We start from the raw sequence: 19451 nt of genomic DNA, 5'->3' as shown, positions 1-19451 counted from the left end.
GTGAGTAGCGACGCACGCTCGACGGTGAGTCTGGCCGATATCGTCCGCAATCTGCCCGCTATCGCACTGGACGTGCCGGGCATGCTGCGCAGCGCGCGGGGGATCCTGGTGAAGCCGGAGTCCAAGTCCTCGATCGGGCTGTACTTCCAGCGCAGTGCCCATCGCCATCCGGATCGTCCGTTCCTGCGGTTCGAGGGCGCGACATACACCTACGGCGAGGCCAACGCCCAGGTGAACCGCTATGCGAGCGTGCTGGCGGCGCGCGGTGTGCGGCGCGGCGACGTGGTCGGCGTGCTGATGACCAACCGGCCGGAGACGCTTTTCGTCGTGCTGGCCACAGTGAAACTCGGCGCCACCGTCGGTTTGCTCAACCACCACCAGCGCGAGCAGGTACTCGCCCACAGTTTCGGCTTGCTCGGCAGCGTGCTGAACGTGGTCGGCGCGGAATGCGCGGAAGCGATCGGCTCGCTGTCCGAACCACCCGGCAACCTCCTGGCGGCCGACGAGCTGCAGCGGGCGGCCGAGAGCGCCGACGATACCGACCCGCCGAGTTGCGCCGAGGTCACCGCGCGCGAGCGCGCGTTCCTCATCTTCACCTCCGGCACCACGGGCCTGCCGAAGGCCAGCGTGATGACCCATCTGCGCTGGGCCAAGTGCATGGCCGGGTTCGGCGGTCTCGGTATTCGCTTGCGCGGCGACGACACCCTGTACTGCTGCCTGCCGCTCTATCACAACAACGCCGTCACCGTCGCGTTGTCTGCGGTGTTCGCCTCCGGCGGCGCATTAGCCCTCGGGCAGGGATTTTCCGCGTCGCGGTTCTGGGACGAGGTCATTCGGGAACAGGCGACGGCCTTCGTCTACATCGGCGAGTTGTGCCGCTACCTGCTCAACCAGCCTGCCAAACCAACCGATCGGCAGCACTTGGTCCGGCTCGTCGTCGGCAACGGACTGCGCCCGGAGCTGTGGGACGAGTTCGAATCCCGGTTCGGCATCGAGCGGATCGTGGAGTTCTACGGTGCCAGCGAGGCGAATACCGGATTCGCCAACGTCTTCGGCGTCGACCGCACCGCGGGGTTCAGCCCACTGCCGTATGCCGTGGTCGAGTACGACGACGAGACCGGAAAGGCCAAGCGGGACAACAACGGGCGGCTGCGCCGGGTGGGCACCGGCGGCGTCGGGCTGCTGCTGGCCAAAGTGACCGATCGCGCCCCCTTCGACGGTTACACCGACAAGGCCGCCTCCGAGGCCAAGCTCGTGCGCGACGGCTTCGAGGCGGGCGACGTCTGGTTCGACACCGGCGATCTGGTGCGCGATCAGGGCTGGCATCACATCGCGTTCGTGGACCGGCTCGGCGATACGTTCCGCTGGAAGGGCGAGAACGTGGCGACCACCGAAGTGGAGGGCGTGCTGAGCAAGGCGGAGCCGATCGCCCAGGCCGTGGTCTACGGCGTGGACATCCCCGGAACCGACGGCAAGGCGGGCATGGCCGCCGTGACGCTGGACCCCGGCGCCGAGTTCGACCCGGCCGCGCTGGCGAAGCATGCCTACGAACAGCTCCCCGGATATGCCGTCCCCCTGTTCGTCCGCGTCGTCCCGGAACTGGAACACACCTCCACGTTCAAAAGCCGCAAGGTCGAACTTCGCCAGCAGGGCTACACCCCGGACCCGGACAGCACCCTGTACGTCCTCGCCGGACGCACCGAGGGCTACGTCCCCGCCTACGACGATTACCCCGCCGCCGTCGCCGCAGGCCGCGCACCTAAGATTTGACAGCATTTACCGAAAACGAACTGTGGCGGTCTCCCATCACACTCGTGCCGCCACCGTTCCGCTCGGAAGGGGCAGCTGATTTCGTGAGGACATGGGTAACTCGCCGGGTACGCCCAAAACCCAAGCGACACTCAACGTAGGACCTGAACGCAACTGGTGCGCCACCCGACTTGTACGGCCTGAATACTCGGAGAGGCGGACTAGCCATGTTCAGCTCGATTCCGGCGCGGTTTCCCATGCTGTGCGGCCGGCCGGTGGCGACGGACCGGGCGCTGGTGATGGCGATCGTGAATCGCACCCCGGACTCGTTCTACGACCGCGGCGCCACTTTCACCGACGCGGCGGCCATGGACGCCGTCGCGCGGGCGGTGGACGAGGGCGCCGACCTGGTCGACATCGGCGGTGTGAAGGCCGGGCCAGGGGATCTGGTCGACGCGGCCGAGGAAACGCGCCGGGTCGTGCCTTTCGTCGCGGCAATCCGCACGCAATACCCCGAGCTACTGATCAGCGTCGACACCTGGCGCGCCGAGGTGGCGCTGGCCGCGGTGCGAGAAGGCGCGGATCTGATCAATGACACCTGGGCGGGGGCCGACCCGGAGCTGGTCCCGGTGGCCGCGGCGCACGGCGCGGGCGTGGTGTGCAGCCACACCGGTGGCGCGGTGCCGCGCACCAGGCCGCATCGGGTCCGTTACGCCGACGTGGTGAACGAGGTCACCGAGACGGTGGTCCGCGCCGCCGAGAACGCGCTCGCGGCGGGCGTGCGGGAGGATTCGATTCTGATCGACCCGACCCACGATTTCGGCAAGAACACCTATCACGGGCTCGAACTGTTGCGCGGAGTCGACGTTCTTGTAAATACCGGATGGCCAGTCTTGATGGCGCTGAGCAACAAGGATTTCATCGGGGAGACTCTAGGTGTCGGTCTGTCCGAGCGGCTGGAGGGCACGTTGGCGGCAACAGCATGGTCGGCGGCGGCCGGCGCCCGAGTCTTTCGTGTTCACGAAGTCGCCGCGACCCGGCGGGTCGTGGACATGATCGCCGCGATCCAGGGCATCCGGCCCCCCGCACGAACCTTGCGAGGTCTGGCATGACATTTCAACCCTTCGAGCCCGCTTGGGCGACGACCAATACCTGGGACACCCCGAACTGGACGGTGGACGAACTCGTCGCCGCCAAAGCCGGACGCACCGTGTCGGTGGTGCTGCCCGCGCTGAACGAAGAGCGGACCGTGGCCGACGTGGTGGCCAGCATCCGGCCGCTGCTCGGCACGCTCGTCGACGAGCTGATCGTGCTCGATTCCGGTTCCACCGACGCCACCGCGGAGCGGGCTCGCGCGGCGGGCGCCGAGGTGATCAGCCGCGAGCAGGCGGTGCCCGAGCTGGACCCGGTTCCCGGCAAGGGCGAGGTGCTGTGGCGCTCGCTGGCGGTGACCAGCGGCGACCTCATCGCCTTCGTCGACTCCGATCTGATCGACCCCGACCCGGCCTTTGTGCCGAAATTGCTCGGCCCGCTGCTCACGGTGGACGATATGCACCTGGCCAAGGCGTACTACCGCAGGCCGCTGCGGCAGGGCGGCGCGGTGGACGCGCACGGTGGCGGACGGGTCACCGAACTGGTCGCGCGCCCGCTGCTGGCGGCGCTGCGGCCTGAGTTGTCGCAGGTTTTGCAGCCGCTGGGCGGCGAGTACGCGGGCACCAGGGAATTGCTCACCTCGGTGCCGTTCGCCCCCGGCTACGGCGTGGAGATCGGGTTGCTGCTGGACACCTACGACCGGCTCGGGATGTCCGCGATCGGCCAGGTCAACCTGGGCGTTCGTACGCATCGGAACCGGCCGCTGGCTGATCTCGGGGTGATGAGCCGCCAGATCCTCGGCACTGTGCTCGGCCGCAGCGGCGTTCAGGACTCCGGCGCGGCGCTGACCCAATTCCCGCTGATCGGCGATGCATTCACCGCGCACAGCACCGAAGTGTCGCTGATCGATCGTCCCCCGATGAACACTTTGCGGCCCGCGTGGGCGGCGGCCTGAGCCGCCGCGATAGACGGCCGGATTCGGCGTCGTGCCGGTACCCGCGGCGTGGGCGATGACGCCGGAAAGCCGGTGTTCCGGTCAGGCCCCGTTGGCCCGCGGGTCGCGCATGTACCCGGCTTCGATCAGAGTCCGGAAAGCCGCGTTCTTGTAGACGCATTCCGAGGGCTCGCAGATCCGGTGGCGCTGCATGAGTTCGTGTGCCTCCGCCACGGTCAACGGTTCGGTGGGCAGTTGCTGGGGCCGACCGATCGGACAGGTCGGCAGCAGGGGAGCGACCTGCTCCGCGATTCCGTGCTCGGCGACGCCGACTCGGCGCCGCCGGGTCGCCGGACCGTGCAGCAGACCGATGGTGGCGACCAGACTTGCGGCGCCCGCGAGCGAGCAGAGTACGGCGATCTGGGTGGCGGTCACGGCGCTTTCTCCTCTCGGTAGGGCGGGCCGGGCAGAGCGTGGCGGGGCCGAAGCGCAACGCACCGTCACCTGATCTAGTTAACTTTCAGCAAATCTAGTGTGGGCCGAACGGGCACGGCGTGCAAGTGGGAGCGAAGCGCGCCACGCGACCGGCTGGCTTGGCCGGGGTATTCCCGGCAAATCGGGATCCAATCCCCCTTGCGGAAAGAGGCTTCGAGCGCCTCAGCGGTGGATGGGACCGTCGGTTCGGTCCAGCGGACGGGCGGACGCGCCGCCGCGTTCGGCCAGAATCTGTGCGGCGATCGAGATGGCCGTCTCGTCCGGCGTCCGTGCGTTCAGGTCCAGTCCCATCGGGCTCTTCAGCCGGGCTAGCTGTTCTTCGGTGACTCCGGAGTCCCGTAGCCTGACGATGCGCTCGGCATGGGTCCGGCGCGAACCGAGGGCGCCGACGAAGCCGATTCGCGGGAAGGCCAGTGCCGTGGCCAGGGCCGGCACGTCGAACTTGGCGTCATGAGTGAGCACGCAGACCACGGTGCGATGGTCGATCCGCCCGGCCAGCAGCTCCGAGCGCAGGTACCGATGCGGCCAGTCCACTACCACCTCGTGGGCGGAAGGGAAGCGGGCGGCGGTGGCGAAGGTTTCCCGGGCGTCCACCACGGTGACCCGATAGCCGAGCTGGCGGCCGGTGCGGCTGAGCGCTCGCACGAAATCGTTGGCACCCGCCAGGATCATGCGCGCCGGCGCCGCGAAGACCTGCACGAACGTCCGTGGCCGCGGCGAGCCGTGCGGCGCGCACTCATCGGCGCCCACCACGCCGCTGCGGCCCGCGTCGAGCAGTGCCCGCGCGTCGCGATCCACGCCGTGCCACGGATCGGTATCCCCGGGCGGCAGAAGTTTCCATTCCGGCGTGGCGTCCAAAGTGGTGGCCGAGGCCACCGGGGCGCCGTCATCGATCCGGCGCTGGAGCGCCGAGAGCAGGGGCAGCCGCTCCCGGGAGATCCGCTCGACGAATACTTCGATCTCGCCGCCGCAGGTCAACCCCACCGTGAGCCCGTCGGCGTCGGCGTAGCCGAACCTGTCGGCTACCGCCCGCCCGACCGCCAGCACCTCGTGCGCCGACGCGGCGACCGCGGCCTCGACGCACCCGCCGGACAGCGAGCCGTGGACGTCACCGGACCCGGTGACGATCATCGCCGCGCCCGGCTCGCGGGGGCGTGCCCCCGTGGTCTCTACTACGCGTGCCAGCGCGACGGGCTCGTGCGGCAGCAGGGTGATCAATTGCCCGAGTATCGCGCGCACCAGGAACCGGTCCTCTCCGAGCGGGTCCGGCCGGAGCGCGTCGGGCCCGAGACGGACGGCGAGTTTCCGCCGTACCGCCAGCGTAGTTACGACGCGGACGCTATGCGGCGCAGCATCTCCGCGGCGGCGGCCCTTCGTTGCGCCTGCGCGGGGTCCACATCGTCGGCCGTGGCGGACTCCGGGTCGCTCGTCGTGCTGTCGTCGCTCGTCGCGGACGCGGGTTCGCTCGTCGTGCCGTCGTCGCTCGTCGTCGACGTGGGTTCGCTCTTCGTGCCGTCGTTATCCGCGATCGGGTAGGGGAGCTGACGACGTACCGCTGGCATGGTCAGACGCGTCGTGCCATCCGTCCGCGAGTCGTCGTCGGACACCGTTTCGTCGTTCTCGGAACTCTCCGGCGCGGGTGACGCGTCCTCATGCTCTTTCGCGAGCCGGGCTTGGAGTTCGGCCACGGAGACGTGGGTGCGCGACGACGTCGGCCGCAGCAGCATGGTGGCGACCAGGACGAGCAGCCCCATCACCAGGATGGCGGCACCGATGAGCAGAAGCGGATTCACTATTTCCTCCTTGCCGGACGCCTCGCACGTCCGTTTGGCGGAGCGGGGAGATAGGGCGCGTCGGTCTCGGCAGGCACCACGGGGTCGAGCGGCTCGCGCGTTATCTTTCAGCTATTTTAGCCAGCTCCGCGGGAACGTGGCATCGGCAGGTCGAGTGACCAGCGCCACACCTGGGCGCGGCGTCGGCACCGGCTCGACAGATGCGGTTGAGCAGGCCGCTTGTCACTGCATGGAGTATCGAAGACTGTGCGTCTGTGCTTTGCCGTTGGCGATCGCCGATGGTGTGCGCCCGGCATTTTGTGTGGCGGGCAGTTTGCTGAATTCCTTTGTGTGCCCACATCCGACCGCTCCTGTGCGCATGTGAACGGAGGCGACCGGGTCGAATCACGGTGTCCGAGAAGCACGCCGAAAACCGCCGTGCTAGCCGTGCGAGCGCCACCAAGCCCTTCGGTATTCGGTCTGCTCGCCGAATCGCGCCAACGCCCCTGGGAATTCGGTGCCGACCCGGCCGATGGCCCTGGAGTCAGGGCAGTTGGTCCGGACGTGCCGCGGCTCAGCGGCGCAGACCCGATATGGACGAGCGGTTTTCGGGGTCGTGGCGATAAACCGGCGTGAGTAGTTCGGCCTCGAGTGGTTCGCCGGTGGCACGGTCGAAGCGGCAGGCGATCAACACCGAGAACAGGTGATTGCTCGCTCGCTCGTGCAGCGTGGCCAGCCGGGTGGCGAGCAGGCGGATGGCGCCGAGCGAGCCGGGCGGGTGCATGCCGTCGATCATCAGGACGGTGCCGCGGCCGTCGGGCCGCGGAAGCCTGGCCAGATAGGCGATGTCGTGCGGTTCCGGGCCGCCCGGCCGGTACACCCGCCGGGCCGCCCGGTCCTCGATTCCCCGGCGCGTATCGCCCACTCTGGCCACCGCGCGGCGCAGTCGCGGGTCGGCGGTGACCAATTGGCGCAGGCTGGGGGATAGTTCGGGGCCGCCGAGCACGATCAATCCGTCGCGTCGCAAGTCGACCGGGCGGCCCGGGAGGAAATGCTCGACCGCGGCCGTGAAGCCGAGTTCGCGGAGTAGTTCGGCTAGTCGCTGCGGCGCGGCCGGATCCGGTGCGCCGATCACCCGCCCAGCGCGCACCTCCGGGACGAGCACGGTGAGTGAACCATGCCCGAAGAACAGTCCTTCCGGCGCGGGCCCCTGCGTACTCACCTGGTGGATGCGGGCGCGGGAAAGGCCCGCCGCGGCACCGATTCTGGCGAACGTCCAGCCTTCGGCATGGAGTTCGCGGATCACGGCACGCCGAATCCTGGTTAGTTCGTTGATGGTCTGCTGGGCCGCCGCCACCCCGTCGGTGGCCGCCTTCAGTCGCTCGACCTTGTCCTCGATCGCGAACACGCGCGCCACGTCATCGGCCGACATGTGCGAAGTCTAGACAGCTGAACACCGCATGGTGTCTAGACTTCTTGACGGATCAGGTGGCGTCGGAGTCGATCGGAGGACGTTCGTTGCGCTCCAACGGCTTATCCAACTTCGGCATCGGGTAGTCCGGCATACCGCTGTTCGTGCTGTACAAGTCCTTCGGATCGGGCAGTGCGCTGTTGAAATCCTTGAACAGCGAATCGTCGCCATTGAGAAGATGTTTGGTCACCATCGCGCGCGGAGTCATGCCGCGCAGTTCGTTCAGGTCGGCCAGCGGCTTGCGCAGATCGTCGAATTCCGGCCCGAGTTCCTGGCGCAGTTGCGAGGTGGCGCCGCTCGCGTAGTCGCGCACCTGCCGTAGGCTGCGCGTGGTCCAGCGCACGGCACCGGGCAGACGCTCCGGGCCGAGAATCACGAGGGCGGCGACGAGCAGGATGACCATCTCGCTCCAGCCGATGTTGCTGAACACGTAATCAGGCTACCCGGCGATCCGGTCGGCGGGTCAGTCGGATTCCAGCGTCACAGGCACGTCCACCTGCCTGCCATCGCGGATCAACTGCACGTTCACCGTCTCCCCGATCTCGTGCGACTGCACCGCGACCACCAGCTCGTCCGGACCGGTGACCTCGCGGTCGCCGACCTTGACGATCACGTCACCCTCCACGATCCCCGCCTTGGCGGCGGGACCGCTGGGCGTGACGTCGGCCACCGCCGCGCCGCTCATGACCTCGTTGGCCACCTGCTTGGTTCGCGCGCTCAGTCCGATGATCGAGTGATGTACGACGCCGTCGCGGATCAATGTCTGTACGACCTCGGTCATCATGTCCACCGGGATGGCGAAGCCGAGGCCGACCGAACCGCCGGTCTCGCTGCGGATGGCGGTGTTGATACCGATGACCCGGCCATCCATGTCCACCAGCGCGCCACCGGAGTTACCCGGGTTGATCGACGCGTCGGTCTGCACCGCGTCGATAACGGCCTTCGTGTCGCTGCCCTCGCCCTCCAGCTTCACCGGGCGATGCAGGGCGCTGACGATGCCGGAGGTGACCGTCTTGCTCAGGCCGAGCGGCGAGCCGATGGCCAGTACATCGTCGCCGACTTGGACGTCGCCCGACTTTCCGAGCTGGGCGACGGTGAGATTCTTCACATCGACCTTCAGCACGGCCAGGTCGGTCTTCGGGTCGCGGCCGACGACCTGGGCGGGCACCCGGGTGCCGTCGGAGAACTGCACCTGAATCGCCGCACGGTTGCTCTTGTCCTGGGCGGCCATCGATATGACGTGGTTGTTCGTGACGATGTAGCCGCCGCCATCGATGACCACGCCGGAACCGGTGGCGCCGTTGTCGCCGACGGTGACCCGGATCGAGACGACGGAGGGCAGCACCGCGTTCGCGACCTGCGCGATGAGGCCGTGCGGCCGATCGCCGTCGCCGGTCTGCTCCAGGGTGACCTTGCGCGAGGTGAGCGTCGAGGCGGTTTCCGCGGTCAGCCTGCCGACCAGCCCGCCGAGCAGGCCGACGACCAGCGCGACCAGTGCGAGCAATGCCAGCGCCTTGGGGGCGACACGGTCGCCGAACAGCACCTCGCGCGCGCTGAGCTTCTCGGCTCGGGCGAGAGGCTGCGGCTTGGGCGTTGGCACCGCGGGGGCGCCCAGGCGCGCGACGGCGTCGGGATCACGCCACGGGTCGGCGGGACCCGCGATGGGGCCGATGCCGCCGGCGGCATCGGGATCGCGCTGCAGCAGCTCGGTGGAACCCTCGGGGCGGCCGAACGCCTCGGCCAGCACCGCGTCGGGTGGACGGTTCTGCGGTTCGGGGCCACTCCGTGCCGCGCCCGCGGTGCGGACCGGCGGTTCGGCGAACGAACCGGACAGCCCGGACGGCCTGCGGAAGGCGCGTGCGGTGTGCGTGTCGACATGGGGCCGGTAGACCGGTCGCGGGCCGAGCACGGGCGCGTCCGGTGGACGGAGATTCCCGCGGTTGGCCGCCGAATCCGAGGTGTCGGCCGATCCAGAATTCGTCGATTCGGTGGTCACTCGGAAAACTCTACTTGCGCCACCAGGTTGTCCACCGAGTCGCGGTGAACGAATCGGTCAGAAAACCGAAAACCGCGTCGTTACGGGAGGTCTGGCCGGCGCCTGACGTGGGGGTCCGCGCGCTGGACGCGCCACCCGGCAATTCCCCGAGCGGAATCCTGGTCAAGCTGTCGTGCAGTCCGGTGGGAATCGCGACGTTGCCCGCATGCCGCAATGCGATGCGGGCCTGTTGCTGGGCGTCGACTTCCGCCGCGCATTCCGGGCACAGCGAAAGGTGCTGAGCGGCGCGCAGGTACGCGTTCATCCGCAGTTCGCCGTCCACATACGCCGCGATCGCCTCACTCGCCAGGTGTTCGGTGGGGCGAAAGCGAGGCGGACGACGACCGGACGTACTGAAGTCGCCACTCATTCGGTGCTCACCCTTCCAACCGACATCGACTGTGGGGCGATGCCGGCTTCCGACGAATCACCCTATGTTCATTTCAGCGGCGAACCGCTGCTCACTTCCATTATGCGCAAGGTAGTCGCGCAGTGCCTGCCGCCCACGGTGGATCCGACTGCGCACAGTGCCCAGTTTCACGCCGAGCGTAGCGCCGATCTCCTCGTAGGACAGGCCCTCGATGTCACACAGGACCACGGCCGCGCGGAACTCCGGCGCGAGCGAATCCAAGGCGGATTGCAGGTCGGGATCCAGGCGGGCGTCGTGATATGCCTGCTCGGGGCCGGGCCCCTCGGCGGGCACCCGGTCGTAGTCCTCGGGCAGCGCTTCCATCCTGATCCGGTTGCGGCGGCGGACCATGTCCAGGAACAGGTTGGTGGTGATGCGGTGCAGCCAGCCCTCGAACGTGCCCGGTTGGTAACTCGACAGCGAACGGAACACCCGGATGAACGTCTCCTGAGTGAGGTCCTCCGCGTCCTGGGCGTCGCCGGAGAGGCGATAGGCCAAGCGGTAGACCCGGTCGGCATGCTCGCGGACGAGTTCGTCCCACGACGGCATGGCGGACCGGTCACCGGTGGCATCGAAGGCGGCAGTCCCGGTGAGCTCGGCGGGGTCGGCTTCGACAGGCAGAATCTGCTCGGGCAAGGTGGCGTACTCACGCGCCGCATCGACCATGTGGATGGGGCTACCTCCTACTAGGGACCGCACAGGCAGGTACTCGCTCGGGTCCGGGTCTAGGACCGTCACGTACGGATACAACCGACAACCTGTATGTCGTTGTTCCCGCGTCCTGTGTTAATACACGGTCGTGGTCTTGCGTTGCCCATACTCTTTCTGGTCCTGATATGGCCGGGTTATGGAGATCCTGAGGGACACCTGAGAAAAATGGCCGTGGAATTGGTGGCGGCGCGTGTTGTACAGAACGCCGAGACCACCCGCCCGGCGTTAGCCTCATACCCGTGGCATCGAATCTGGAGCGAAATCTCGCTTACGTGGAGGAATCCGTCGTGGAAGACGAGATCCTCGTCAGCGCGCGCGAGCGGGCCACCGAACTCGGCGTGGCGCCCGTGCCGCCATCGGTGGGCGCGCTGCTGAGCATGTACGCGCAGTTGCTCGGCGCGCGGGCGGTGGTCGAGGTCGGCACCGGCGCGGGCATCAGCGGGCTGTGGTTGCTCGACGGCATGCGTGAGGACGGCACGCTGACCACCATCGATTCGGAGCCGGAACACCAGCGCGCGGCCAAGGAGGCGTTCCGCGCCGCGGACATCCCGCCCGCGCGAACCCGCCTGATCAACGGGCGTGCGCTCGACGTGCTGCCGCGGCTGGCCGACGGCGCCTACGATCTCGTCTTCATCGATGCCGCGCCGCTGGAGCATCCGGAGTACGTCGCCCAAGCGGTGCGATTACTGCGCACCGGCGGGGCCATTCTGCTGCACAACGCGCTGCTGGGCGGCCGGGTGCCCGACCCGGCACAGCGCGACCCGGCCACTCAGGCGGTGCGCGCCGCCACCCGCGCCATCGCGGAGAATCCCGAACTCACCTGTGTGCTGATTCCGGTCGGTGACGGATTGCTTTGTGCCTCGCGCGGCTGGTGATGCTCCCCGCCTCTCCGCGGTAATTGCTCGGCGAGCAGTGCCACACCGTCACCCGTCTGGACGATAGTCCCCACGCGCAGAGTCGTTTTCGCGGAAGAATCGCGGGTATGCGCTGAGAAACAAGTCAGCGAGGTTATCGGTTATGCGTGAATTGGATGCCATCGAGATGGGTGCCATGGGGCATGTCGTCACGGAGCGTCGGTCGAGTTGGCTGCGGCCGACCATGCTGGCTCTCGCGTTGGTGCTGCTGGGAGCCGTCTTGGTGCTGATCGTGGTCAGCAATACCGATTTCGACACCGGGCCCGCCAAAGTCACTCCGACGCAGGGGCCTTGCGAGCCGTTCTGCACGCAAACGGTGGCCCCGCCCGGACCGTAGCCGTCAAGGCGCCGAGCCGTCTTCTTCCGCGGCCGGATCCACTCGTATGTGCTTGCCGTGGAGTACTTTCCGGACCTGCTCGGGTCTGATGCCCGTGGCGCATGGCAAATGAAATTGCTCGCCCACGAGAGCGAGTTTGCGAATCTGGCTCCGTACGGCCACGGCTCGGCGCATGCTTCTGCAGAGAGCGCGTGAACAGGATACTGGTGGGGTCATAGTCGGAGCGGGTCCGGAAGAGGGTGCGGTGCCGTGATGATGATGTTCCTGTGGGACGAGGACGAGCGTCGCCCACGTCCGATCCACTGGGGCCGGACGATGGTGGCCTTCGCCGCGGTGCTGTTGTTCGCAGTGCTGGCGGTCTATCTGGTCAGCACCGCCGATTTCGGCGACGCCTCCAAGACAACCGTCCCGCGTACCCCGGGCCCGTGCGCGCCCTTCTGCATCGGCCCCCCGGCCCCTGAGCCGGGCTCTCCCGCCTCTCCGCGTCTTTAGCCGTACCAGTCAGACCCAGACGCCTTTGCCGACCGTCACCACGCCGCCGTTGCTGACGGCGAACCGGCCGCGGTCGCGCGACAGGTCCACGCCGATGATCTCGCCCTCGCCGACGACTACGTTCTTGTCCAGGATGGCGCGCCGCACCACCGCGCCGCGACCGATCCGGACGCCGGGCATGAGCACGCAACCTTCGACGGTGGCGCCGTCGTCGACCATGACATTCGCGCTGAGCACCGAATTGCGCACCGTGGCGGCGGACAGGATGCTGCCCGCGCCGACGATGCACTCCTGGGCCAGCCCGCCCTGGGCGAACTTGGCCGGTGGGAGGTTCTCGGCCGCGCCTCGGATGGGCCAGTGCTTGTTGTAGAGGTTGAACACCGGGTGCACCGACACCAGATCCATGTGCGCGTCGTAGAACGCGTCGATGGTGCCGACGTCACGCCAGTAGCCGCGGTCGCGGTCGGTGGCGCCCGGCACGTCGTTGTCGGCGAAGTCGTAGACGCCCGCCTGCCCCGCGGCCACCAGCGACGGGATGATGTCGCCGCCCATGTCGTGGTCGGAGTCGGCGTTGTCCGCGTCCGCCTTGATCGAATCCACCAGCACCTTGGTGGTGAAGACGTAGTTGCCCATGGACGCGAACGTGACGTTCGGGTCGTCCGGGGTGCCCGGCGGATGCGGGGGCTTCTCCAGGAACTGGGTGATCCGGCCGGACTCGTCGCTGTCGATGCAGCCGAAGGCGCTCGCCTGGCTGCGCGGCACCCGGATGCCGGCCACGGTCACACCGGCGCCGGAATCGATGTGGTGGCGCACCATCTGCTCCGGGTCCATGCGGTACACGTGGTCGGCGCCGAACACCACGATGTAGTCCGGGTCCTCGTCGTAGATCAGGTTCAGCGACTGCATGATCGCGTCCGCGCTGCCGGTGTACCAGCGCGGCCCGAGCCGCTGCTGCGCGGGCACCGGGGTGATGTACTCGCCCGCGAAACCGGACAGCCTCCACGTCTGCGAGATGTGCCGGTCCAGCGAGTGCGACTTGTACTGGGTGAGTACGCACAACCGCAGGAACCCCGCGTTGACCAGATTGCTGAGCACGAAATCGATGAGGCGGTAGGCGCCACCGAAAGGGACGGCGGGCTTGGCGCGGTCGGCCGTGAGTGGAAAGAGTCGCTTGCCCTCGCCACCGGCGAGCACGATTCCTAGTACGTGCGGCTGGCTCCTCACATCTGCCAAACTACCGGGTAAAGCGGTAGTGAGTGGCCCATGAGCAGTGGAACGTCTAGTTTGAATCGGTGAGTTTCGGCACGGATGGCGGACGCGCGTCGGTGGATTCCGGCGAGCGGGACCGGCTTCGGGTCGCGATGCTGACCCGTGAGTACCCACCCGAGGTGTACGGCGGGGCCGGGGTGCATGTCACGCAGCTGACGGCGCATCTGCGTCACCTGTGCCAGGTGACCGTGCACTGCATGGGCGCCACGCGTACGGATGCCGTGGTGCACCAACCGGATCCGTCGCTCTACGCCGCCAACGCCGCGGTGCAGATGATGTCCACGCAGCTGCGGATGGCCGACGCCGTGGGCGAGGTGGACGTGGTGCACTCGCACACCTGGTACACCGGCCTGGCCGGGCACCTGGCCGGCACTCTCTACGGCGTCCCGCATGTACTGACCGCGCATTCGCTGGAACCGCGCAGGCCGTGGAAGGCCGAGCAACTCGGCGGCGGATACCGGATCTCGTCGTGGTCGGAGCGCAACGCGGTCGAGCACGCCGACGCGATCATCGCGGTCAGCGAGGGCATGCGCCGCGACGTACTGGACGCCTACCCGTCCGTCGACCCGGCCCGGGTGCATGTGGTGCACAACGGCATCGACGGGGGCATCTGGCATCCCGGCGCGCCGTCCGAGGACTCCCCGTCGGTGCTCGCCGAGCTGGGTGTGCGTACGGACCGGCCGATCGTGGCGTTCGTCGGTCGTATCACCCGGCAGAAGGGCGTGGGCCATCTGCTGGCCGCCGCCCGCGACTTCGATCCCGACATCCAGCTCGTGCTGTGCGCGGGCGCGCCGGACACGCCGGAGCTCGCCGAGGAGACCACCGCGGCGGTGCAGGAATTGCAGCGGCGGCGCGGCACGGTGTTCTGGGTTCGCGAGATGCTGCCGACCGAGCAGATCCGGCAGATCCTGGCCGCCGCGTCGGTGTTCGTGTGCCCGTCGGTGTACGAACCGCTGGGCATCGTCAACTTGGAGGCGATGGCGTGCGCGACGGCGGTGGTCGCCTCCGACGTCGGAGGTATCCCCGAAGTCGTGGCGGACGGTCGCAATGGACGACTGGTGCACTACGACGCGGGCGCCGCCGAGGACTATGAGCGCGCGCTGGCCGACGCTGTCAACGAAGTCGCCGGTGACCCCGTGCTGGCCGCCGAGTTCGGTGCAGCGGGCCGCGCACGCGCGGTCTCCGAGTTCGACTGGTCGCGGATCGCGGCGCGGACGGTCGAGATCTACGACAAGGTAAGCAAGGGCTGAGTCACCGCCGAGATAGCGGCGGTCAGGCCGCCGGGCGGTAGGTGCCGACCACCACCGACGCGGTTACCTCGATGCTCTCTGGCAACCGCGCCAGACGCGCGGCCTCGGTGGCCGCGTGATGCGCGGACGGCCCCATGCCCACGACGTTCGCGACATCGGCTCTGGGGAGCTCCATCGGATACTCGACCAGGGTCTGTTCGACTGGCTCGAAGTATCCCGTCATCGCGGCGTCGAGCCTGCGGTCCTTGTCCGGGTCGACGCGCACCAAGTCCAGCGGCCCGACCAACTCGCCGAGGTGACGTTCGGTGGGTGTGGCAACGACGAAGCGGCCGTCGTCGGCGAGCACCCTGGCGACCTCGCCGGGATTGCGCGGCGCGAATACCGACAGCACGCTGTCGAGCGCGCCGTCGCGAATCGGCAATCCGAGCCAGGCGTCGGCCAGCACCGCAGCGGCGCGCGAATGGGCGCGAGCGCAGCGCCGGACGGCCGGTTTGGCCACGTCCAGCGCGATGCCGACGGCCAGGGGAGCAGCGTCGAGCACCTGAGCGAGGTAGTAGCCCGTGCCCGCGCCGACTTCCAGCACCGCGCCGTCGGTCCGACGCGCCGTGACGGCATGCGTCACCGCATCGGCGATCGGCGCGAAGTGTCCCCCCGTCTGGAAGGCGGCGCGTGCGTCGAGCATGGCCGCGGTGTCGCCGGTCATCTTGGTGGACGCGCCGGTCAGCAGACTGACATAGCCCTGCCTGGCGACGTCGAAGCTGTGCCCGCGCGCACAGCGCAGCGCCCGGTCCCGCGGTTCGAGAGCGAGCGCCGGTGCGTTCCGGTGCACCCGCACACATTCGGGGCAGGCCAGGAGACCGGCGGCAACGGCGAGAGCCGAGTGCTCAGCCTGGGCCACTCAGCTGGTGACGCTCTTCAGCTCGTCTCCGAGTGCCGCCGCCTCGTCCGGCGTGAGTTCGACGACCAGACGCCCGCCACCCTCGAGTGGAACCCGCATAACGATTCCACGCCCTTCTTTGGTTGCCTCGAGGGGACCGTCCCCGGTGCGGGGCTTCATGGCCGCCATCCTCTGCTCCCTCCAGATCTGCGCGGTATGCTGCGCACTTTCTTGGAACTCCAGTTGTCACCAACCAGGTAGCCCGCCGGCGTTTGGCGAGCTACACCCGTCCCATTCTTCCCTATCGCCGATGTGGACGGATAGCTGAGTTCGAAAACTGACCGGTCAGCCGGTGCCGGACACCTCGCTGCCGACCCAGCAATCGGCCAGGTGATCATCAACCATTCCGGTCGCCTGCATCAGCGCGTAGGCCGTCGTCGGGCCGACGAAGCGGAATCCGCGACGTTTCAATTCTTTTGCCATAGCGACGGATTCGGGTGTGGTCGCGGGCACATCGGCGCCGGTGCGTGGCCGCGGGCGCTGCGGCGGGGCGAACGACCAGAGCAACTGGTCCAAGCCGATGTCCAGGCGCCGCGCGACCCTGGCGTTGGCGATGGCCGCCTCGATCTTGAGCCGGTTGCGGACGATGCCGGCGTCGGTCATCAGCCGGGCGACGTCGGCGTCGCCGAACTCCGCGACGCGCTCGATCGAGAATCCGGCGAACGCCGACCGGAAGGCGGGGCGTTTGCGCAGGATGGTCAGCCAGGACAGGCCGGACTGAAACGCCTCTAGACACAACCGCTCGAACAGCGCGTCGTTGCCGTGCAGCGGCTTGCCCCACTCGTAATCGTGATAGTCCCGGTACAGCTGGGTTTCCAGCGGCCACGCACAGCGGACCAGGCCATCGTCGGCGGGCACCGTCATTTCGACTCCGGCGCGATCGGCGTCTGCCACCGCGCGGCCTGCGCCTCGGCCAGCTGATGCTGCAACTCGTCGATCCGGGCGGCCAGCCTGGCCAGCGCCCAGTCCACCTCACCGGCCTTGTATCCCCGCAGCACCTGCTGGAAGCGCAGAGCGCGCACGTCGGCCCCGGTGATCCCCTCGACGGGCAGCACGGTGGCGGTCGTCCCCTCCGGCAGCGGACCCAGCTCCTCCGACCGCCCGAACACCGCACTGGCGAGCAGGAACAGCACCGCGGCGACCAAGCCGACGATCAGCACGTACAGCAGCATCGTGAGCATGCTGGGTAATTTTTGCAGCGCCTGCGGCGCCGCGTGTTCGCGGCCCCCTCTGTGGCTCGCGTCCGAGCCGGGGACTCCGACCGCGCTCACCGGTGTGGTCGTGCGGAGTGGACCCGCTGTGGCTCTTCGCACGCGGCGGTTATGACCGGGCGGTGGCGTTACAGGTGGCGGGTGGTGTCGATGCCGAGTGACATACCGGCCAGGCCGCGGCGGCGGACCGCGAGTTTGTCGGCGACCTCGAGCAGTGCCTTGGCGGCCGGGTTATCCGGGTCGCGCAGCACGATGGGGGTGCCCTCGTCGCCTGCTTCGCGCAGGGCCTGTTCGATCGGGATCTGGCCGAGCAGCGGCACGGAGGCGCCGACCGCGCGGGTCAGGCGGTCGGCGACCGCTTGTCCGCCGCCGGAGCCGTACAGGTCCATCCTGGTGCCGTCCGGTAGGTCCAGCCAGGACATGTTCTCCACTACGCCCGCGATGCGCTGGCGGGTCTGCAGCGCGATGGCGCCCGCCCGCTCCGCCACCTCGGCGGCTGCGGGCTGCGGGGTGGTGACGACCAGGATCTCCGCGCCGGGGATCAGCTGCGCGATGGAGATGGCGACGTCGCCGGTGCCCGGCGGCAGGTCGAGCAGCAGGATGTCCAGGTCGCCCCAGAACACGTCGGCGAGGAACTGCTGCAACGCCCGGTGCAGCATGGGGCCGCGCCACACCACGGGGGTGTTGCCCTGGGTGAACTGCGCGATCGAGATCATCTTCACGTCGTGCGCGACGGGCGGCATGATCATCCGCTCGACCTGCGTCGGCCTGGCGTCGGTGCCAAGCATGCGCGGAATGGAGTGGCCGTAGATGTCCGCGTCCAGCACACCGACCGACAAGCCGCGTGCGGCCATGGCGGCGGCCAGGTTCACCGTGACGCTGGATTTCCCGACCCCGCCCTTGCCGGAGGCGACCGCGTAGACGCGGGTCAGCGAGCCCGGCTGGGCGAACGGGATGACCGGGTCGGCCGAGTCGCCGCGCAGCTGCTTGCGTAGCGCGGTGCGCTGCTCGTCGTTCATCACGTCGAGGTCGACGGTCACCGCGCCCACACCGGGCACGTCGGCGATGGCCTTGGTGACCCGCTGCGTGATCTCGGTGCGCAGGGGGCAGCCCGCCGTCGTCAGGTAGATCTCCACGTGGACATCGCTGTCGGCGCCGATCGCGACGCTTTTCACCATGCCCAGCTCGGTGATCGGTTTGCGGATCTCCGGGTCGTCGACCTTCGCGAGGGCTCCCCGCACATCCGATTCCGTCAGCACTGGCATGGCAGAAATTTTAGGCGTGTCAAACTTTGGGCACTTCTCCGGCCCGTGGTGCGGCCTCCGTGCTGTAGGAGGTCGCCCAGGACATGACTTTCGTGACGTAGGCCATGGAGTGGTTGTAGCGCAGGATCGCCTTGGACCGCTGAGCCGGATCGCGCATGTTCAAACCGCCGTCACAGAGGTACCTCCCCGCGGTCAGCGCGGCGTCGAAGAGGTTCTGCGGATCGGCGATGCCGTCGCCGTTGCCATCGGCCGCGTAGCGCTTCCAGGTTTGCGGCAGGAACTGCATCGGGCCCGTCGCGCGGTCGTAACCGGCCAGGCCGTCCAGCGCGCCGTCGTCGGAGTCCCTGATCACCTGGTTACCGGACAGCGAACCGTCGAGCACCGGGCCGTAGACCGGGCTCAGCGGGTTGCCGTCGGCATCGGCTTTGCCGCCGAACGCGTGGGTGGACTCGACTCGCCCGATGCCGGCCAGCAGTGACCACGGCATGCCGCACACGGGATTCTCCGCGGCCAGAATGCGTTCCGCGTTCTGGTATGCCGCGACGGCTACGCCGGGAATGCCCATCGGCCCCGCGGGCAACGCGGCGCGTTGCCGATCGCTCGCCAGCGCAACGCTTTTCACTATCGGCGCGGCGGTGGGCGCCGCCTTCGCCATTGCGTGAGCGACGAATTCCGCAGCGGCCAGGGGTTCCGCGGTCTGAGGTCTGGCGCCGTGTGCGTCCAGATCGTCTTCCGGTGTCTGGACCGCGACCGCAAGGGGAGCGGCGCCGCTGACATCGGAGGCGGAGGTGACGGTTACGAGTCCAGCGGGAACCAGTCCGGTCAATGCGATAACGGAGCTCCGCCTGACAGTGGCGGGCGGTTGTTTGCGGTGACGCCCCACGGTGTGGTGACCCTCCCAATTGGCTCGCTGTGAGCCCTTCGTTATGGATGAAGGGAAGGTTACCGCACCCGAGACCTTTTTGTTACTGCTTCGTGATCTGATAGCAGGTTTGAATCACTGTTGAGGCACGGGCGGTCCGGGGAGGGGGATGACGATGCCGAAGGGCAGGGTGATGCCGGGCGGAGGGGCGGGGGCCGGTGCGGGTTCGGTGGCCGGTTCGGGCTG

22 protein-coding genes are annotated in these 19451 nt (G+C 68.4%); 7 read left to right on the top strand and 15 right to left on the bottom strand.

What is annotated here, in order from left to right; translation table 11 throughout:
- From AB0M45_RS27170 to AB0M45_RS27160, 3 genes are all read left to right on the top strand, one after another.
- A complete protein-coding gene (locus AB0M45_RS27170; protein WP_364335031.1) occupies positions 1 to 1770 on the top strand; it encodes a long-chain-acyl-CoA synthetase in 1770 nt (589 codons plus the stop codon).
- A 206-nt stretch (positions 1771 to 1976) separates the two neighbouring features.
- A complete protein-coding gene (folP, locus tag AB0M45_RS27165) occupies positions 1977 to 2861 on the top strand; it encodes a dihydropteroate synthase (protein WP_364335029.1) in 885 nt (294 codons plus the stop codon).
- The gene (locus tag AB0M45_RS27160; RefSeq protein WP_364335027.1) at positions 2858 to 3796 is read left to right on the top strand and encodes a glucosyl-3-phosphoglycerate synthase; all 939 of its coding nucleotides are present in this window, start codon (positions 2858 to 2860) and stop codon (positions 3794 to 3796) included. Before folP ends, AB0M45_RS27160 begins: the two co-directional genes overlap by 4 nt.
- An 81-nt stretch (positions 3797 to 3877) precedes the next feature.
- Here AB0M45_RS27160 and AB0M45_RS27155 read toward each other — a convergent pair whose 3' ends face one another.
- The 8 genes from AB0M45_RS27155 to sigE all read right to left on the bottom strand — a co-directional run bounded on the left by AB0M45_RS27155 (position 3878) and on the right by sigE (position 10623).
- On the bottom strand, positions 3878 to 4210 hold the full coding sequence (locus tag AB0M45_RS27155; protein WP_364335025.1) for a hypothetical protein: 333 nt from the start codon (positions 4208 to 4210) through the stop codon (positions 3878 to 3880).
- A gap of 222 nt (positions 4211 to 4432) precedes the next feature.
- A complete protein-coding gene (locus AB0M45_RS27150) occupies positions 4433 to 5509 on the bottom strand; it encodes an XdhC family protein (RefSeq protein ID WP_364335023.1) in 1077 nt (358 codons plus the stop codon).
- A gap of 86 nt (positions 5510 to 5595) precedes the next feature.
- A complete protein-coding gene (locus AB0M45_RS27145) occupies positions 5596 to 6063 on the bottom strand; it encodes a hypothetical protein (protein WP_364335021.1) in 468 nt (155 codons plus the stop codon).
- Between the two features lie 553 nt (positions 6064 to 6616).
- Complete coding sequence (locus AB0M45_RS27140; RefSeq protein WP_364335019.1) at positions 6617 to 7474, bottom strand: hypothetical protein; 858 nt, start codon at positions 7472 to 7474, stop codon at positions 6617 to 6619.
- Positions 7475 to 7526: 52 nt separating this feature from the next.
- Positions 7527 to 7943 (bottom strand): Sec-independent protein translocase protein TatB, encoded by a 417-nt coding sequence (gene tatB, locus AB0M45_RS27135; RefSeq protein ID WP_364335017.1) that lies wholly within the window; start codon positions 7941 to 7943, stop codon positions 7527 to 7529.
- 33 nt (positions 7944 to 7976) lie between these two features.
- The gene (locus AB0M45_RS27130; protein WP_364335015.1) at positions 7977 to 9509 is read right to left on the bottom strand and encodes a trypsin-like peptidase domain-containing protein; all 1533 of its coding nucleotides are present in this window, start codon (positions 9507 to 9509) and stop codon (positions 7977 to 7979) included.
- A gap of 10 nt (positions 9510 to 9519) precedes the next feature.
- The gene (locus AB0M45_RS27125; protein ID WP_364335013.1) at positions 9520 to 9918 is read right to left on the bottom strand and encodes a hypothetical protein; all 399 of its coding nucleotides are present in this window, start codon (positions 9916 to 9918) and stop codon (positions 9520 to 9522) included.
- Between the two features lie 57 nt (positions 9919 to 9975).
- A complete protein-coding gene (gene sigE, locus AB0M45_RS27120; RefSeq protein ID WP_364335011.1) occupies positions 9976 to 10623 on the bottom strand; it encodes an RNA polymerase sigma factor SigE in 648 nt (215 codons plus the stop codon).
- Between the two features lie 278 nt (positions 10624 to 10901).
- On the opposite strand from sigE, the gene AB0M45_RS27115 reads away from it, so the two are divergent.
- The 3 genes from AB0M45_RS27115 (at position 10902) to AB0M45_RS27105 (ending at position 12411) form a co-directional block, all read left to right on the top strand.
- Entirely contained in the window at positions 10902 to 11543 is a 642-nt protein-coding gene (locus AB0M45_RS27115) for an O-methyltransferase (protein ID WP_364335142.1), read from the top strand.
- 142 nt (positions 11544 to 11685) lie between these two features.
- Positions 11686 to 11919 (top strand): hypothetical protein, encoded by a 234-nt coding sequence (locus AB0M45_RS27110; RefSeq protein WP_364335009.1) that lies wholly within the window; start codon positions 11686 to 11688, stop codon positions 11917 to 11919.
- Between the two features lie 249 nt (positions 11920 to 12168).
- Positions 12169 to 12411 carry a hypothetical protein gene (locus AB0M45_RS27105; RefSeq protein ID WP_364335007.1) on the top strand — a complete coding sequence of 81 codons (243 nt, stop codon included), beginning with the start codon at positions 12169 to 12171 and terminating at the stop codon, positions 12409 to 12411.
- 9 nt (positions 12412 to 12420) lie between these two features.
- On the opposite strand, the gene glgC is transcribed toward AB0M45_RS27105, so the two are convergent.
- The gene (gene glgC / locus AB0M45_RS27100) at positions 12421 to 13635 is read right to left on the bottom strand and encodes a glucose-1-phosphate adenylyltransferase (RefSeq protein WP_364335005.1); all 1215 of its coding nucleotides are present in this window, start codon (positions 13633 to 13635) and stop codon (positions 12421 to 12423) included.
- 137 nt (positions 13636 to 13772) lie between these two features.
- Here glgC and glgA point away from each other — a divergent pair, with 137 nt between their 5' ends.
- On the top strand, positions 13773 to 14930 hold the full coding sequence (gene glgA / locus AB0M45_RS27095) for a glycogen synthase (RefSeq protein WP_364335140.1): 1158 nt from the start codon (positions 13773 to 13775) through the stop codon (positions 14928 to 14930).
- A gap of 22 nt (positions 14931 to 14952) precedes the next feature.
- On the opposite strand, the gene AB0M45_RS27090 is transcribed toward glgA, so the two are convergent.
- The 6 genes from AB0M45_RS27090 to AB0M45_RS27065 form a co-directional block, all read right to left on the bottom strand.
- Positions 14953 to 15759 carry a putative RNA methyltransferase gene (locus AB0M45_RS27090; RefSeq protein ID WP_364335003.1) on the bottom strand — a complete coding sequence of 269 codons (807 nt, stop codon included), beginning with the start codon at positions 15757 to 15759 and terminating at the stop codon, positions 14953 to 14955.
- 69 nt (positions 15760 to 15828) lie between these two features.
- Positions 15829 to 15996 (bottom strand): DUF3117 domain-containing protein, encoded by a 168-nt coding sequence (locus AB0M45_RS27085; protein ID WP_011211259.1) that lies wholly within the window; start codon positions 15994 to 15996, stop codon positions 15829 to 15831.
- 156 nt (positions 15997 to 16152) lie between these two features.
- Positions 16153 to 16731, bottom strand: coding sequence for a DNA-3-methyladenine glycosylase I (locus tag AB0M45_RS27080; protein ID WP_364335000.1), 579 nt, complete (start codon positions 16729 to 16731; stop codon positions 16153 to 16155).
- Complete coding sequence (locus AB0M45_RS27075; protein WP_040782234.1) at positions 16728 to 17048, bottom strand: DivIVA domain-containing protein; 321 nt, start codon at positions 17046 to 17048, stop codon at positions 16728 to 16730. The genes AB0M45_RS27080 and AB0M45_RS27075 overlap by 4 nt, the downstream gene beginning before the upstream one ends.
- A 158-nt stretch (positions 17049 to 17206) precedes the next feature.
- Positions 17207 to 18343 carry an Mrp/NBP35 family ATP-binding protein gene (locus AB0M45_RS27070; RefSeq protein ID WP_364334998.1) on the bottom strand — a complete coding sequence of 379 codons (1137 nt, stop codon included), beginning with the start codon at positions 18341 to 18343 and terminating at the stop codon, positions 17207 to 17209.
- A 19-nt stretch (positions 18344 to 18362) separates the two neighbouring features.
- On the bottom strand, positions 18363 to 19226 hold the full coding sequence (locus AB0M45_RS27065; RefSeq protein WP_364334996.1) for a lytic murein transglycosylase: 864 nt from the start codon (positions 19224 to 19226) through the stop codon (positions 18363 to 18365).
- Positions 19227 to 19451 lie beyond the last annotated feature (225 nt).

Source organism: Nocardia sp. NPDC051787, assembly GCF_040681325.1.
GTDB lineage: Bacteria > Actinomycetota > Actinomycetes > Mycobacteriales > Mycobacteriaceae > Nocardia.
The sequence above is the reverse complement of the archived record's forward strand: the minus strand, read 5'-3'. Positions and strand labels throughout refer to the sequence as shown.

What these genes read in the sequence shown, in the direction of transcription:
- sigE (WP_364335011.1), bottom strand. Translation starts at nt 10,623, where the DNA reads ATGGTCGATGCGGCGCGTGAGTACGCCACCTTGCCCGAGCAGATTCTG.
- AB0M45_RS27080 (WP_364335000.1), bottom strand. Translation starts at nt 16,731, where the DNA reads ATGACGGTGCCCGCCGACGATGGCCTGGTCCGCTGTGCGTGGCCGCTG.
- AB0M45_RS27075 (WP_040782234.1), bottom strand. Translation starts at nt 17,048, where the DNA reads ATGCTCACGATGCTGCTGTACGTGCTGATCGTCGGCTTGGTCGCCGCG.
- AB0M45_RS27160 (WP_364335027.1), top strand. Translation starts at nt 2,858, where the DNA reads ATGACATTTCAACCCTTCGAGCCCGCTTGGGCGACGACCAATACCTGG.
- glgA (WP_364335140.1), top strand. Translation starts at nt 13,773, where the DNA reads ATGCTGACCCGTGAGTACCCACCCGAGGTGTACGGCGGGGCCGGGGTG.
- AB0M45_RS27085 (WP_011211259.1), bottom strand. Translation starts at nt 15,996, where the DNA reads ATGGCGGCCATGAAGCCCCGCACCGGGGACGGTCCCCTCGAGGCAACC.
- AB0M45_RS27110 (WP_364335009.1), top strand. Translation starts at nt 11,686, where the DNA reads ATGCGTGAATTGGATGCCATCGAGATGGGTGCCATGGGGCATGTCGTC.
- AB0M45_RS27125 (WP_364335013.1), bottom strand. Translation starts at nt 9,918, where the DNA reads ATGAGTGGCGACTTCAGTACGTCCGGTCGTCGTCCGCCTCGCTTTCGC.
- AB0M45_RS27070 (WP_364334998.1), bottom strand. Translation starts at nt 18,343, where the DNA reads ATGCCAGTGCTGACGGAATCGGATGTGCGGGGAGCCCTCGCGAAGGTC.
- folP (WP_364335029.1), top strand. Translation starts at nt 1,977, where the DNA reads ATGTTCAGCTCGATTCCGGCGCGGTTTCCCATGCTGTGCGGCCGGCCG.
- AB0M45_RS27140 (WP_364335019.1), bottom strand. Translation starts at nt 7,474, where the DNA reads ATGTCGGCCGATGACGTGGCGCGCGTGTTCGCGATCGAGGACAAGGTC.